This window comes from Bacillus sp. RO2 (assembly GCF_012911845.1).
Lineage (GTDB): Bacteria > Bacillota > Bacilli > Bacillales > Bacillaceae_I > Sutcliffiella_A.
This window is the reverse complement of record NZ_JAAXCU010000054.1, coordinates 90,537-106,612: the sequence shown is the minus strand read 5'-3', so window position 1 is coordinate 106,612 and position 16,076 is coordinate 90,537. Positions and strand designations below refer to the sequence as shown.

The window sequence follows — 16,076 nt, the reverse complement described above, 5'->3', positions numbered from 1 at the left end:
GTAACTATATAAATCATCCAAGTAACGTCTTGCGGCAAGGAGTTTTTCCTCCTTGGTGAATATAGTCATTTGGACTACACCTCCTATTGTTAGATGGTGTGTCCAACAATAGGGGTGCAGAGTACTTGCAGCCTGCGGGGTCTCACCTGTCCCTTCCTCCCGCGGGCGTCTACGCGCCTTCCACTTCAATCAACTTGGCGACTGCATTTAATTAGGGGGTGAAGGAGGGAGAGTATTTACCTGAGTTATCTTTAAGAACACTAACGTATGGTTCTAGTAATCTATAGCTGTTGATTGGAGCAAAAGGCGGAGACTCCTGAGGGAGAGAGCGCTAGGTGGAGACCCCACAGGCGAAGCCGAGGAGGCTCCAGCAGTGCCCCTAGGAAAGCGGAGCCATTTGCGGAAATCAACAGCGGTGAATAACCAAGCAACTAAAAAAGGACCGGGCGGTTATCGCCCGGTTTTACTTACTAGGCCTTTGATGTGTGTCCACCGCTGATGTTCACTCCGATAATACCCCCAAGAGCGGCTATCCCGATAAAGCCAAGGTGAAACAGCATTTGCTGCATGGTAAACAAGGAATCATTCCCTAAATACTGAAAGAGAAAAATGACAAGCGTGTAGGCACCACCTGTTGCTCCGCCAAGCAGCCACCCTTTTTCTTTTCCTCTCCCACCTGAAATAAACCCACCAATAAATAGCGTAATAAATGATAAAGTCACAATAATCCATGCCACGCTAGTCTCTTGAAGCGAGGTGAACCGCAAAAGTAAAGAAAATATAAAACTAATGACAATTGCCAACATAAAAACGGTAATCAAGCCATACATGATAGCTAAACCAAGTCGTTTTGATTCCATGCGCACTTTTCTCCTTTCATAGTACATGCTAAGTAATACAAGCATATTCACCAGAGAGTCATTATAGAATATAAATATTTTTTGGGTGGAAACTACAGATACTATTGTCTATTTTCAAGGGGAGTGGATGTGATGGAAGAATACATATTGATCATTGCAAGAACCATTTTTCTATATTTCCTTATCGTTTTCATCTTCCGTGTGATGGGAAAGAGAGAAATAGGAGAATTGAGTGTCTTGGACTTGGTCGTGTTTATCATGATTGCGGAAATGGCTGTCATGGCAATTGAAAATCCGAAAGACCCACTAATCCATTCGTTGCTTCCCATGTTCTTGTTAATGGGTATACAGATTATGCTCGCCTTTGTATCGCTTAAAAGCGAACGAGTCAGAGATCTGATTGACGGAAAACCCAGTGTAATTATCAATAACGGCAAGATTGATGAAAAAGCCATGAAGAAACAAAGATATAACTTTGATGACCTCCTTGTTCAGCTCAGAGAGAAGAATGTGAAAAATGTAGCTGATGTTGAGTTTGCCATTCTTGAACATTCGGGGAAACTATCGGTATTTGAAAAAAAGAAGGAAGAGGGGTCCTTGGCAGGAGAAGAAGACTCCATGAACCTGCCCCTGATTATGGATGGAGTCATCCAAGAAGAACATTTACAAAATATAGGTAGAACGAATCTTTGGCTTAGACAACAACTCAGATCGCTTGGATACAAAGATGTCCAAAAAATTTCCTACTGTAGCTACGATAACGGAGTGTTTTTTATTGATTTAATTGATGAATAATTCAAATGGGGTGTCCAGAAATAAAATCCAGACACCCTCAAAATTGTATATTCCTTACCTTGCAAGCCACTTTTTCAAGAATGGCAGTCTTGCAAGCTCTTCTCTTTTTACTAATCCTAATGCCAATAAAAGAACCAAATACAAAAGACATGTTAGGAGTATCATCAAACCACTCCGTTGTCCCACGCCAAAGCCAAGCATAAAATGGTCGACCATCCACATTCCTGCGATTACGCAAATCCCCATGGTAATGAAGCTCTTTACATAATCACGGATATAAAGAGAGTAGTTTAGAGCTTTCATAATGGTTGCCATATGCAATAAGGTGACAAGCATCATTCCGATGACAATACCAAGTGCGGCCCCCATGATCCCAAAAGCAGGCTTACTCGCCAAAACAAAGATAACAGCTGTTTTCACCGCCGCACCAATGAAACTGTTGATCATGGCTGCTTTTGCAAGGTCCAATGCCTGTAATGTGGCCTGCAGAGGCCCTTGAAAATAATAGAATAAAAAGAATGGGGCCATCACTTTTATATAAATAGCTGCTTTGCTACTGCCATACATCAATAACATGATAGGATCCGCATAAACGAAGAGAAGTACCACCGCAAGTCCGCCTGTCACAAAGGAAAGCCTCAATGCTTGTTGAAGGCGATGCTCGATAAGGATGCTGTTTTTTTTAGCTGCCGCTTCACTAATGGCAGGAACGAGCGCCGTTGATAAGGAATAAGTAATAAAGGAAGGTAACATCATCAACGGAAGGGCAAAACCGACTAGTTCCCCGTACTGTTTGGTAGCCATAGCTGTAGCGACACCGGCAATAGCCAAGCTTTGTGCAACGACAATTGGTTCAAAAAACCATGCAACAGATCCAATCATCCGGCTTCCTGTTGTAGGAAGGGCTATACGCATCAAGTCACGGAAGGTTTCTTTTCCTTCACCAACATAATTAAAAAACTTTCGACGCAAACGGAAGGATTTTTTATTTTTGAAAACAAAAAGCATATACAACAAGGACATCAGTTCTCCTACAACTGCGGAAAGCATGGCGCCTGCTGCTGCATATTCAATTCCGTATGGAAGCAATGCTTTTGTACAAGCGGCAACTAAAGAAATCCGGACCACCTGTTCAATGACTTGTGAAATGGCGGATGGTTTCATATTCTGCCTACCTTGGAAATAGCCTCGAAGGACAGATGAGATGGCAATAATCGGAACAACAGGGGCAATAGCCATCAATGGGTAATAGGTTCTTGGGTCTGTAAATAAATGATTGGATAAGTATGGAGCGAGGAGAATCATGGCGGGAGTGAAGACAATGCTGAGTGCTCCAGTCGTGGCAAGGGATACGACCAAAATCTTTTTGATCTTCCGGTGATTCCCTTGGGCTTCTGCTTCTGCGACCAATTTTGAAATGGCAACAGGCAAGCCAAGTTGGGTAATAGTTATGGTAAGTACAAGTGTAGGAACCGCCATCATATACAGTCCCACGCCTTCTTCTCCGATAAACCTTGCTACTACGATCCGGTTGACAAAACCTAAAACCCTTGTAATCAATCCGGCAATTATTAAAATCAAGGTCCCTCTTAAAAATGTTTGCTTTGTCATCCCATTCCCTGCCTTCTCAATTACTGACTTATCATATACAATTATCTATATGCACAAGAGTGGGCCAAGCATGACAAGTATTATCAAGGTGATAGTTAGAGGGAAAGAGGGTTTTCAGAAATAAGCATTACAATCAAAGAGTGAATTGAATGGGGGTTCAATGAACAATGAAAAAGGAAACCAATGAACATGCTTATGACCTTTTCCGGTACGACCTGGGGCCAATACTGCAAAGCAAGCTGGAGGAATTTCAGCTTTTCGGTTATGACACCGTTTCAGAAGATGAATTGTGGGAATGCTTGACAAAAAAGAAATGGAAGCGTCCCGAAACCAAAAGGCTGTTTGAACTAGTCAATGATGTGTACAGCTTATCGGTCACCGATTACATGAGCTACATCACCATTGAAGCGTACAAAGCTCCAAACTATTTTACTTCGCAAAAAGATTAAATTTTCAGCAAAAATTGACAGGCATTAATGGATGAATCATAATGGTACATGATGGCATTGAAACGGCTTTTATAAGACATTTTACATAATTATTCTTGAAACATAATTGAAGCCCTAGTGTCCATAAAACGGAAGTTATTTCATCGATTGTAAGTGCAGAAGGAGGATTTTTCACGCATGGTCAAAAGAGGACGGATCGTAGCATTCTTTTTACTTCTAATTTTGATTGGAAGTACTATTGGAGTGTTTACGAACCCAATTACAAAAGATATTAAACTTGGTCTTGATCTCCAAGGGGGCTTTGAGGTCCTTTATAAAGTAAAACCTATCAATGAAAACAGTGAAGTGGATCGTGATTTACTAGTAAGTACGGTCAGTGCATTGAATAAACGTGTCAACGTTTTGGGTGTTAGTGAACCAAACATCCAAATTGAAGGCGATGACCGTATCCGTGTCCAGCTTGCCGGAGTGGAAGACCAGTCCAAGGCAAGGGAACTTTTATCCACTGAAGCGAAGTTAACCTTCCGTGATGTTAATGACAAGCTACTCATGGATGGTTCAGCTTTGGCAGAGGGTGGAGCAAGTCAGTCCTTTGACCAAAATAATGCACCAAGTGTTGCACTGACGCTTCGTTCTGCTTCACAATTTGCAGACGTTACCCGTCAGGTAAAAGATATGGGTATCGGACAAAATCTAATGGTTATCTGGTTGGATTTTGAAGAAGGTGTGGACTCCTATGAAGCGGAAGCTGGAAAAGAAGACCCAAAATATCTTTCTGCTGCCGGTGTAGATCGTGTATTTAATGACACGAACGTACAGATTACGGGGAACTTCTCCATTGAATCTGCTAAGGAGTTAGCAGAACTTCTTAATGCTGGTTCTTTACCTGTAGAGCTGGAAGAGATTTATTCCACGTCGGTTGGAGCTAAATTTGGAGAAACAGCTCTTCAGAAAACAGTACTAGCAGGGATTATTGGGATTAGTGCCATCCTGATTTTCATGCTTGTCTATTACCGTTTGCCAGGCTTGGTAGCGGTTGTAACGTTGAGTACGTATATTTTCTTAATTCTACTTGTATTCGAATTGATGAACGGGGTTCTTACCTTGCCGGGTATTGCAGCGTTGATACTTGGGGTTGGTATGGCCGTCGATGCCAATATCATTACCTATGAACGTATAAAAGAAGAACTAAAGCTTGGCAGATCTGCTATGTCAGCTTTCCGTGCAGGAAGCAGAAACTCATTTTCAACCATTCTAGATGCCAACCTGACTACTCTTCTAGCAGCTGGAGTCATGTTTGTTTACGGAACTAGTTCGGTTAAAGGCTTTGCTACCATGTTAATTGTCAGTATCCTGTTGAGCTTTATTACAGCTGTTTTCGGATCAAGACTTTTACTTGGACTATGGGTAAACAGTAGGTTCATGAATAATAAGCCACATTTATTCGGTGTGAAAAAAGAGGATATCCTTGATATCAATATGACAGATGAAAACACAGAGCCTCCGAACAGATTTGAAAATTGGGATTTCTTAAAGCATCGCAAAAAATTCTTTATGGTCTCAGGTGGTTTGGTGGTTGTAGGAATCATTGTTCTTGCAGTTTTCCGCTTGAACCTTGGTATTGATTTTGCAGCCGGAACAAGGGTGGAAATCTTAAGTGAGACAAGCCTGACAGCCGAAGGTATTACAGAAGAATTAACTTCCATTGGTTTGAAGCCGAAAGATGTGGTACTTGCAGGAAATAATAATGAAATTGCCGTTGCAAGATATGTAGATGATTTTTCACAGACTGAGATAGCCGAAGTGAAAGAGTATGTCCAGAATAAGTATGGCTCGGAGCCAAGTGTTAGTACTGTCTCTCCTACTGTAGGACAAGAACTAGCAAGGAATGCCTTCTTTGCTATTCTGATAGCTGCCGTGGGAATCATCATCTATGTAACCATCCGATTTGAATGGATGTTCGCACTTGCTGCCATCGTGGCATTGTTCCATGACGCGTTTTTTATCGTTGCGTTCTTCAGCTTAACAAGGCTTGAAGTAGATATTACCTTCATTGCGGCCTTGTTGACGATTGTTGGTTACTCTATCAATGACACAATTGTTACGTTTGACCGGATCCGTGAAAATCTGAAAAAGAAAAAGCGGGTTAAAACATATGATGACTTAAAAGAAATTGTGAACAAAAGCTTACAGCAAACTTTTGTCAGATCCTTAAATACGGTTGGGACTGTAGTTATCGCAGTCATCGCCTTGCTTATTTTCGGCAGTGAATCGATTACTAATTTCTCCATTGCACTGTTGGTAGGGTTGATAGTTGGTACGTATTCTTCCCTATTTATTGCAGCACAGTTGTGGATGAACTGGAAATATAAACAAATCAGTAAACCAAAGAAGGCTCCTGTAGAAGACCCAGAGCCAGAAGTATAATTGTTACTGTCACAGTGCCTGTTTAAGGTGCTGTGGCATTTTTGTTTCTTAATTTTTTGAGAAGGATAAGTTATTTCGGGTACAATAGAAAAAGAGAATGCAAAGGGGTGTACGTTATGGAACATAATGAGCGGTTTAAAAAAGCCGAGTTTGCAGCATTGGTCGGGGTAGTCGGGAACGTTGTATTAGCTGCATTGAAAGCTTGGGCCGGGATTGTCGCTAACAGTCGAGCGCTCGTTGCAGACGCTGTTCATTCAGCATCTGATGTTGCAGGGTCGTTGGCTGTATACATAGGTTTGAGGGCAGCAAAGCAGCCCCCTGATGAAGATCATCCATATGGTCATGGGAAAGCAGAAAATATTGCTGCAATAATTGTGGCGGTCCTTTTATTGATTGTCGGGTTTGAAATTGGTAAATCATCTTTTCAGGCATTCTTCGAACCGATTAAGGCACCCAAAGCTCTTGCCATATACGTAGTTGTCTTTTCCATCATCGTAAAAGAAATTATGTTTCGATATAAGTACAACTTGGGAAAAAGAATAAAGAGCGATGCCATCATTGTCAATGCCTATGAACATCGATCGGATGTCTTTTCCTCCATCGCAGCTTTAATAGGAATTGGCGGAGCCGTATTAGGAGGTTACATCGGAGTTGATTGGTTAGTATATCTCGATCCTGTTGCAGGAATTGTAGTAGCTCTCATGATTATCAGGATTTCTTGGCAGCTTGGTTCGGAATCCATACACAATACAATGGACCATGTCATGCATGAGGAAGACACGGAAGAGTTTAGAGATGTTGTCCTAACTGTACCCGGAGTTATGAAAATTGACAGTCTGCATGCACGGGAACATGGCCACTATGTCATTATTGATTTAAAAATTTCCGTGGACCCATACATTACTGTGGAAGATGGTCATAAAATAGGTAAAAACGTGAAGGCAAAACTCATTGAAAATAAAGAAGTTCAAGATGTGTTTGTGCATATTAATCCATACTCTGAATAAGAGATATAGGGGGAGATTTAGATGAAAACGCAATGGTATCTATTAGCAGGAGTACTTTTCACCATCGTTGTTGCCATTTTTGCGGTATTAAATGTTGCACCGGTTGAGGTGAACTATTTATTCGGGACAGCGGAATGGCCGCTTGTGTTGGTTATATTGTTCTCAACTTTGATGGGTATTGTTATCGCTGGGTCTATCGGGATTTACCAGGTGGTTATGGTGAAAAGACGGATGCAGCAGAAGCATGCCGGGACATCGGTGGAAAAACCGGTATCTTCTAAGCCGGTAACAGACAAAGAAAATACGGTGGAGACAGTTGGGGAGAGACGCAGGTCACGTTAGTTTTTAGTTTTTTTTGCGGTACCAGACCCCAGCATTGGGTTGGAAAGATTCTTAAGTGTTTGTTTTTGGGGTCAGGTACCTTTAGGGTGCAAAAAAGGTGTGTTTTTTTAAAAAATACGCCTTTTTTTGTTGTGGAAAAATGGTTCGGACAATTATGTTCTTTGTTCGGTCAAAAATTGCTGAGATTTTGGGATCTTCGGCCATTTGAATGGGGAGGTTCGGTCAAGAATGCTAGTGGTTCGGCCATTTGAAATTTTGGTTCGGTCAATTTTTTAAAATCTTTGGACATTTATGCGGAATCATTGGACAACTTTCCGAAATCTTAGGTCAACTTTGAGAAAACTTCGGACATTTGCTCAAAGGCAGTAAAAAAAATTTGAGAAATAGTCCTTAAGAGCTTAAGTGCGGTACCAGACCCCAGCAGTGTGTGTGGTAAGTTACATAGGTTGTTGGTTTTTTGGGTCAGGTACCCTTTGTAGACCCATTGAAGCAACAACAACTCTCTTGTATAATTAATTAGGCTAAGGGAGGAATTAGTTTGTTAGCTTCTAAATCTAGGTGGAATATAAATCAATCAAGAACGGAACAAGTTGATCAATTAGCACAGTCTTTAAATATTGCCCCTCTTATTGCTTCCCTTTTGGTGAACAGAGGGTTTGATACAATAGATGCAGCAAAAGAATTTTTATATACAAATGATCAAGATTTTCATGATCCTTTTTTAATGGAGGATATGGACGAGCTTGTGGAAAGAGTAAATCAAGCGATTGCAAATGAGGAGAAAATCCTTGTGTTTGGTGACTATGATGCAGATGGAGTCAGCAGCACGACCGTCATGGTTACTGCGCTTCGTGAAGTTGGCGCGCTGGTAGATTTTTATATCCCCAACCGTTTTACAGAAGGATATGGACCAAATGAAAATGCCTTCAAACAAGCAAAGGAAAACGGATATTCTGTCATTATTACAGTCGACACAGGAATCTCTGCCCTTTATGAGGCAAAAGTGGCGAAAGAACTAGGCTTGGATTTGATTATCACCGATCACCATGAGCCGGGACCAGAATTGCCTGATGCTTTTGCTATCATTCATCCTAAAAAAGAAACCTGCTCCTATCCATTTGATGACCTCGCTGGTGTTGGTGTTGCCTACAAGGTAGCGCATGCACTTCTAGGTAAAAACCCGGAGCACCTGCTGGATGTGGCTGCTATTGGTACCATCGCAGACTTGGTCCCATTAGTTGGGGAGAACAGATTGCTTGCCTCTAAAGGAATTAAAAAGATGCAACAGACTACACGTGTCGGACTGAAAGCACTTTTGCAAAAATGCGGAGTAGAATTGCATACGGTAACAGAAGAGACGGTAGGGTTCTCTATCGGACCGCGAATTAATGCGGTAGGAAGACTGGATAATGCAGACCCGGCGGTTCATCTCCTTATGACAAATGATCCAGAAGAAGCTAAAATGCTTGCAGAGGAAATGGAAAGTTACAACAAAGAGAGACAGCAAATTGTGACCCAAATTACAGAAGAAGCCATCCAACAAGTGGAAGAGAAATACCCGCCTGAAGATAATGGTTTCATTATAGTAGAGGGGAACAACTGGAATGCAGGAGTAATTGGAATTGTCGCATCCCGTCTGGTAGATCGCTTTTACAGACCGACTATTGTGTTGAGCCTTGATGAGGATAAAGGGTTGGCAAAAGGATCTGCCCGTTCCATTGCCGGCTTTGATCTTTTTGAAAATCTTTCGGAATGCCGGGATATTCTGCCTCATTTTGGTGGTCATCCAATGGCGGCGGGGATGACGTTAAAAATAGAAGATGTAGTAGAACTTAGACAAAGAATGAATCAAAAGGCGTTAGAAATCCTGACAATGGAAGATTTTACTCCCATTACAGAAGTGGATATTGAGTGCAAGGTGGAAGAGGTTACACTGGGCACAATCGAGCAGTTGGAAATGCTTTCTCCATTCGGAGTGGCCAATCCGAAACCGAAAGTGCTGGTTAAAGATGTCTTGCCTCAGCAGATTCGCCAGATTGGAAACAAGAGCAACCATCTCAAACTGGTCATTGAACAGGAAGGAAGTTCCCTGGATTGCGTTGGCTTTGGCTTTGGAGAAACCTATCATCACGTGTCCCCTGGAGCATCCCTTGACGTATTAGGAGAACTCTCTATCAATGAGTGGAACAATTTCCGCAAGCCTCAACTTTTCCTGAAAGATATAAGAGTGACAGATTGGCAGCTTTTCGATATCCGTTCCATTAAACAGTTAAATCAAACATTAAATGGAATAGATAAAACGAAACTCCACATCCTATATTTTAATGAAAATACTTTGGAAGAAATAAATCTGCACACCGAATTACGTCCTTATGCAAGTATGGTTACAGAGGATGCCAATGTAGATTTGACAGGAAAGTACGTTGTCATTTTGGATATCCCATCTGAAGAAACGCACCTGTCCCATTTATTACACAACAGTACACCTGACCGCATCTATGCCTCCTTCTATCAAAAGGAGAATCATTTTTTCTCAACGATTCCGACAAGAGAGCACTTTAAATGGTTCTACGCATTACTTGCAAAAAAAGGATCTTTTGACCTGAGGAAGCATGCTGAAGATATAGCCAAGCACCGCGGCTGGTCAAAAGAAACAGTGGATTTCATATCACAGGTGTTTTTTGACTTAGAATTTGTTACAATAGACAAGGGTTTTATCGCATTAAACCATGCAGCGAAAAAACGGGACTTTGAAGAGTCTCCAACTTATCGTAAAAAGCAACAGCAAGTGATGCTTGAAAACTTGTTTTTATACTCATCATATAAACAATTGAAAGCGTGGTTTGATCAGCATCTAACCAAGCAATGCACTGTTCATTCATAGGAGGAAAATAGAAGATGGATTTAAAGAAATTCGTAACAATCGTTCCTGATTGGCCAAAACCTGGTATACAGTTCAAGGATATTACAACGTTAATGGACAATGGTGATGCATACCGTTATGCAACAGACCAAATCGTCGAATATGCTCGTGATAAAGAAGTAGATTTAATTGTTGGACCGGAAGCACGTGGATTTATCATTGGTTGTCCGGTAGCGTATTCTCTAGGAGTTGGCTTTGCACCGGTTCGTAAAGAAGGGAAACTTCCTCGTGAAGTAGCACGTGTAGAATATGGATTAGAGTACGGCAAAGATGTCCTGACTATCCATAAAGATGCGATCAAGCCGGGTCAACGCGTATTGATTACAGATGATTTGCTTGCAACAGGCGGTACAATTGAAGCGACGATCAAGCTTGTTGAAGAGCTTGGCGGAGTAGTTGCCGGTATTGCATTCCTTATCGAGCTATCCTACTTGGATGGACGCAACAAACTAGACGGATTCGATATTCTTACTTTAATGAAATACTAATCTCTATTAAATGACTAGGGCAATCGAATTGCTCTAGTTTTTTTCATATATGATGATAACGGCCTAGTACTATTTTCTACTCTCATTAATAAAATGAAAAGATAGGAAAAAAGACCGCTTTTATTAGAAAAGTATATTTTTTACACCAATTCCTGAAAAATCTGTCGACAAATCTTTATTTTTCCCTCATAATCTCTTTACATCTACATAAAATTTCACGATAATAAAAACAATATACTTTTTTGTTCAATTCAAGTAAAGAACGAAAGAAATCTGTCCATAATGGTAAGAAAAATTAAGATGATTACAATGGGCGCTTGCGCTTTTTTAATAGAATTTATTTAGTGAAAATAAAAAAAGAAGTCAAAAAGGTGAGTAGAAATATGGCAAATGAGCAAGTGTTAACTGCAGACCAGGTGATAGATAATGCGAGACGCTATCTAAAGGGTGAGGATATTGCCTTTTTAGAGAGAGCGTATGAGTTTGCGAAAAACGCTCATGCAGAACAGTATCGAAAATCTGGTGAGCCTTATATTATACATCCCATACAGGTCGCAGGAATCCTTGTGGACCTTGATCTAGATCCATCTACCATTGCGGCTGGGTTTCTTCACGATGTCGTCGAAGATACGTCCGTTACCTTGGAGGAGATCAAGGAAGCCTTTAATGCTGAAGTGGCAATGCTTGTGGACGGCGTGACAAAGCTTGGGAAAATTAAGTACAAGTCTCAGGAAGAGCAACAAGCGGAAAATCATCGGAAAATGTTTGTAGCGATGGCTCAAGATATCCGAGTGATTTTGATTAAGCTTGCAGACCGTCTTCATAATATGAGGACATTGAAGCACCTTCCGCAAGAAAAGCAACGACGGATCTCAAACGAAACCCTTGAAATTTTTGCACCGCTTGCCCACCGTTTGGGAATTAGTAAAATTAAGTGGGAACTTGAGGATACCGCACTTCGTTATCTGAACCCACAACAATACTATCGAATCGTTAACCTGATGAAACGCAAGCGTGCAGAGCGTGAGCAGTATATTTCTGAGGTTATGAATGAAGTAAACGACCGTCTTGAAGAAGTGGAAATCACTGCGGAGCTTTCCGGTCGTCCTAAGCATATTTATAGTATCTATCGTAAAATGGCTAAACAGAACAAGCAGTTTAGCGAGATTTACGATCTATTAGCTGTGCGAATCATTGTGAACAGCATTAAGGACTGTTATGCTGTCCTTGGAATTATTCACACATGCTGGAAACCGATGCCTGGTCGCTTTAAAGACTATATTGCCATGCCAAAACCGAATATGTATCAATCGCTTCATACAACCGTCATTGGTCCAAAGGGAGATCCTTTGGAAGTGCAAATCCGCACGAGTGATATGCACCAGATTGCAGAATACGGGATCGCCGCGCACTGGGCGTATAAAGAGGACAAAGAAGCTGACGACCGTGCATCTTTTGAGGAAAAATTAACATGGTTCCGTGAAATTCTCGAGTGGCAAAATGATGCCACGAATGCAGAAGAATTCATGGAGTCTTTAAAAATTGATCTGTTCTCTGATATGGTGTTCGTTTTTACACCGAAAGGGGATGTCATTGAGCTTCCTAGCGGATCTGTGCCAATTGATTTCTCTTATCGTATTCACTCGGAAATTGGAAACAAGACGATTGGGGCGAAAGTGAACGGGAAAATGGTGACGTTGGATTATAAATTGAAAACTGGTGACATCATTGAGATCCTGACGTCCAAGCATTCTTATGGTCCAAGCCAGGACTGGTTAAAGCTTGCTCAAACTTCCCAGGCGAAAAATAGAATCCGTCAGTTCTTCAAGAAACAGCGCCGTGAGGAAAATGTGGAAAAAGGCCGTGACCTTGTTGAAAAAGAAATCAAGGCAATGGATTTTGACCTGAAGGAGATTCTGAATGCCGAAAACATTAACCGTGTTTCGGAAAAGTTTAACTTTATGACAGCAGATGATATGTTTGCCGCAGTCGGCTATAACGGAATTACCGCTCTCCAGGTGGCAAACCGTTTGACTGAAAAACAGCGTCGTCAGCGTGATAAAGAACAACAAATTACAGATATCACGGAAAATGCCGAGAAAAAGAAAACAGCTCCAGTCAAAAAGCGCAAAGACGCAGGTGTGGTCGTACAAGGGATTGACAGCTTGCTTGTACGCCTTTCTAAGTGCTGTAATCCTGTCCCTGGGGATGAGATTGTAGGTTTCATCACAAGAGGCCGTGGTGTGTCCGTTCACCGTGCAGATTGCGCAAACGTTGAAGCGGAAGGTACCAATGACCGCCTTATCGATGTTGACTGGGAAAGCGATGTGAAAGACAACCGCGAGTACAATGTAGAAATTGAAATCACAGGCTACGATCGCCGTGGCTTGTTAAATGAAGTGTTGCAGGCGGTTAACGAAACGAAGACCGATATTACGGCAGTTTCCGGCCGTTCCGATCGAAATAAAATGGCAACCATCCATATGGCTATTGCGATTCATAATATCAACCATTTGCATAAAGTGGTGGAGCGAATCAAACAGATTTCCGATATTTATGCTGTTCGAAGAATAATGCAGTAAGTTAGTGAGGTTTTGTTAGTATGAGGGTTGTTTTACAAAGAGCAAAAAGAGCGGAAGTACGTGTGTCCGGCGATGTAGTGGGAAAAATCGATCGTGGATTAATGCTACTCGTTGGTGTGACACATGAGGATACTACGGAGGATGCGGCCTATGTTGCCGAAAAAGTGGCAAACCTCCGTATTTTTGAAGATGAACAGGATAAAATGAACCTTTCCTTACTTGATGTGAAGGGTCAGATACTGTCCGTTTCTCAATTCACCTTATATGGTGACTGTCGGAAGGGGCGACGTCCTAATTTCATGGACGCTGCAAGGCCTGATCATGCAGAAACCATTTATGAAGCGTTTAACGAGGAGTTGCGCGGCAAAGGTGTGACGGTGGAGACTGGTAGGTTCGGCGCCATGATGGACGTAGATTTTGTCAATGACGGACCAGTTACGTTGATTGTGGAAAGTAAATAATAGTTGGAAGCTGGGTTCATGCCTTTTTATAGTGGGGTGTGTCCGGCTTTTTTTTGTGGAATTGCGGGGGAGTTGGTAGTAAAATTGTACCATTATCACAAAAACTGCTGTAAAAGTCACTAAAAGCTATGAAAAAGTTATAATAGCAGCTTTAAAAGTCACAATAACCTACATAAAAGTTACAATAGACCTTCAAATAGTCTTAATAACAAAAAAGAGGACCTTTAACTTCAAAGGTCCTCTTTCATTCTATCTTTATAACTAGTTAATTCCCTCTAAAATATTGAGCCAATCCCTGATAGATAGCAGTGGATGCCCTTTCTTGGAAATCACCTGAAAGGATAGTAATTTCCTCTCCGCGGTTACTGATATACCCAAGTTCTAAAAGAAGGGAAGGTTGCATGCTTTCCCTCAAAACAAGGTAGTTTTCTTGGCGTACTTCTCTGTCTCGTAAATTTGTAAATTGAACAAGCGAGGAATGTACACTATCCGCCAAATCCTTATCTGTAGTGCCATAATAGTAAGTAGTGGTTCCGGTCACGCTTGTATCATCAATACTATCATAATGGAGGCTCAAAAAGACGTCTGCGCCATGATAGTTTGCCATTTGCGGTCTAGATTGCAATGGGACCGATGTATCGGACATTCTAGTCATATATACTGTGGCGCCTGCCGCTTTCAGTTTGTCTTGTAAAAGAAGAGAAGTTCGAAGTGTTAGATCCTTCTCAAACGTTCCTTGTACACCGATTGCTCCCACATCTCGTCCCCCGTGACCAGGATCGATAACTATGACCTTATTGGATAAATATTGTTCAGCACCAGCTCTTTTTACGCTGGTGGCGTTTCCTTTGGTTGCCACAATCCACCCAGCAACATAGCCTTCCGATCCGTCTTGCAGCTTTATTTTATACCAGTTGTCTTCCAATCCTACTATAGAGAATTCTTCTCCTTCGTCAGCTCGCAATATCACTTTGGAGTCGGTGGAAGGCGCACTTCTAATATTGGTGGCGTCATCAACGATTACAATGGTTCCGTCGCTGCTTGTAGATGAAGGCGGTGATGAAACACCGCTTTTTTCTAGAAACCAACCAGCAATCCACCCTGTCTTCCCATTGTCATATTCTATTTCACACCAGTTATTTCTCTCACTGATGATCATGACAGTTGTACCTTCTGGAAGTTGCTCCAACACTTTACCGTTAAGAGTGGGCTCATTTCTTACATTAAGGCCGGCAACTTTAATGGTTGCTTCCACTTTTGGAGTACCTGAATTTTGTGTGCTAGAAGGGGATTTTATGATGTTCGCGTAATCACTATGTATCCAGCCTACCGTCCCGTTGTATGAGATATTCAACCAATCTCCACGAATGGCCAGTACCTCTACCTGTTGACCACTTGATAAAGAGCCAAGCACTTCGCTTTGGGTCGAAGGTTCACTCCTAATGTTCAAACCGTCTGTTGTGATTGTGGCACTTTGCCCTCCTGTTTCTTCTGTTTCTTCAGGTGTTTCGGCCTGTTGTTCTTTCTTCTTTTTAGCAAGAATTGTTACAAATTCTTTTGCCACCCAACCTTCTACTCCATCGGAATGAACTTTTACCCAGTTTTCATTTTCCTCAAGGTACTGCACCGAAGTTGCGTTTGCATGTAGGAAACCGACTACAGAAAAATTTGTACCTGGACCTGATCGGACGCGAAGGTCATCGGTCAGGATTTGTACATTGGCCTCATCGCTTGATCTTGATGCAGTGGAGCGAGCGCCCTCACTGCTTTCCGTTACAAGGTAGGATGCCACCCATCCGGTTTTTGATGAAGTGATTTGAATCTTCAGCCATTCTCCTTGGCTCTCCACAACAGGGTAAGATTCCCCACGTTGTACTTTGGAAATGATAGTAGCATTTGCATCCGGTGTTTCCCTCACATTTAATACATCGGTTGCCACTACGACCGTTCTATTTGCTTGCACATCGGAAGGGTCCAAAAAAGAAAAGATGGTAGAAAATAATAAAAGTGCAATAAGAAAAATATGTACTTTGTGACCCAAATTTCGTCCTCCTCATTTATCGTTCAAACGTCTTTTTCTACAAAAGTGAAAAAAATTCCTGCTATTTTTGAAAGAAACATGCAAAAAAGG

12 protein-coding genes are annotated in these 16,076 nt (G+C 41.7%); 9 read left to right on the top strand and 3 right to left on the bottom strand.

Annotation, left to right across the window (positions count from 1 at the left end; translation table 11 throughout):
• Positions 1 to 470: 470 nt before the first annotated feature.
• Positions 471 to 860 carry a TIGR04086 family membrane protein gene (locus tag HF078_RS18540; protein ID WP_169292474.1) on the bottom strand — a complete coding sequence of 130 codons (390 nt, stop codon included), beginning with the start codon at positions 858 to 860 and terminating at the stop codon, positions 471 to 473.
• A gap of 132 nt (positions 861 to 992) precedes the next feature.
• On the opposite strand from HF078_RS18540, the gene HF078_RS18535 reads away from it, so the two are divergent.
• Complete coding sequence (locus HF078_RS18535) at positions 993 to 1,655, top strand: DUF421 domain-containing protein (RefSeq protein WP_169292473.1); 663 nt, start codon at positions 993 to 995, stop codon at positions 1,653 to 1,655.
• A gap of 54 nt (positions 1,656 to 1,709) precedes the next feature.
• Here the strand turns inward: HF078_RS18535 and spoVB are convergent, their stop codons facing one another.
• Positions 1,710 to 3,266 carry a stage V sporulation protein B gene (gene spoVB / locus HF078_RS18530; RefSeq protein ID WP_169292472.1) on the bottom strand — a complete coding sequence of 519 codons (1,557 nt, stop codon included), beginning with the start codon at positions 3,264 to 3,266 and terminating at the stop codon, positions 1,710 to 1,712.
• 167 nt (positions 3,267 to 3,433) lie between these two features.
• Here spoVB and HF078_RS18525 point away from each other — a divergent pair, with 167 nt between their 5' ends.
• The 8 genes from HF078_RS18525 (at position 3,434) to dtd (ending at position 13,945) form a co-directional block, all read left to right on the top strand.
• Entirely contained in the window at positions 3,434 to 3,715 is a 282-nt protein-coding gene (locus tag HF078_RS18525; protein WP_169292471.1) for a post-transcriptional regulator, read from the top strand.
• 177 nt (positions 3,716 to 3,892) lie between these two features.
• On the top strand, positions 3,893 to 6,142 hold the full coding sequence (gene secDF / locus HF078_RS18520) for a protein translocase subunit SecDF (protein WP_169292470.1): 2,250 nt from the start codon (positions 3,893 to 3,895) through the stop codon (positions 6,140 to 6,142).
• A gap of 116 nt (positions 6,143 to 6,258) precedes the next feature.
• Positions 6,259 to 7,149 carry a cation diffusion facilitator family transporter gene (locus tag HF078_RS18515; RefSeq protein ID WP_169292469.1) on the top strand — a complete coding sequence of 297 codons (891 nt, stop codon included), beginning with the start codon at positions 6,259 to 6,261 and terminating at the stop codon, positions 7,147 to 7,149.
• A 21-nt stretch (positions 7,150 to 7,170) separates the two neighbouring features.
• Positions 7,171 to 7,491, top strand: coding sequence for a LapA family protein (locus HF078_RS18510; RefSeq protein ID WP_169292468.1), 321 nt, complete (start codon positions 7,171 to 7,173; stop codon positions 7,489 to 7,491).
• A gap of 538 nt (positions 7,492 to 8,029) precedes the next feature.
• On the top strand, positions 8,030 to 10,375 hold the full coding sequence (gene recJ, locus HF078_RS18505; RefSeq protein ID WP_169292467.1) for a single-stranded-DNA-specific exonuclease RecJ: 2,346 nt from the start codon (positions 8,030 to 8,032) through the stop codon (positions 10,373 to 10,375).
• Positions 10,376 to 10,389: 14 nt separating this feature from the next.
• Positions 10,390 to 10,902 (top strand): adenine phosphoribosyltransferase, encoded by a 513-nt coding sequence (locus tag HF078_RS18500; RefSeq protein WP_169292466.1) that lies wholly within the window; start codon positions 10,390 to 10,392, stop codon positions 10,900 to 10,902.
• Positions 10,903 to 11,285: 383 nt separating this feature from the next.
• Positions 11,286 to 13,484, top strand: a complete 2,199-nt coding sequence (locus tag HF078_RS18495; protein ID WP_169292465.1) for a RelA/SpoT family protein — start codon at positions 11,286 to 11,288, stop codon at positions 13,482 to 13,484.
• A gap of 20 nt (positions 13,485 to 13,504) precedes the next feature.
• Positions 13,505 to 13,945: a D-aminoacyl-tRNA deacylase gene (gene dtd / locus HF078_RS18490; protein WP_169292464.1), complete on the top strand. Its 441-nt coding sequence runs from the start codon at positions 13,505 to 13,507 to the stop codon at positions 13,943 to 13,945.
• Positions 13,946 to 14,210: 265 nt separating this feature from the next.
• On the opposite strand, the gene HF078_RS18485 is transcribed toward dtd, so the two are convergent.
• Positions 14,211 to 15,986: an N-acetylmuramoyl-L-alanine amidase family protein gene (locus HF078_RS18485; protein ID WP_169292463.1), complete on the bottom strand. Its 1,776-nt coding sequence runs from the start codon at positions 15,984 to 15,986 to the stop codon at positions 14,211 to 14,213.
• Between the last annotated feature and the right edge of the window lie 90 nt (positions 15,987 to 16,076).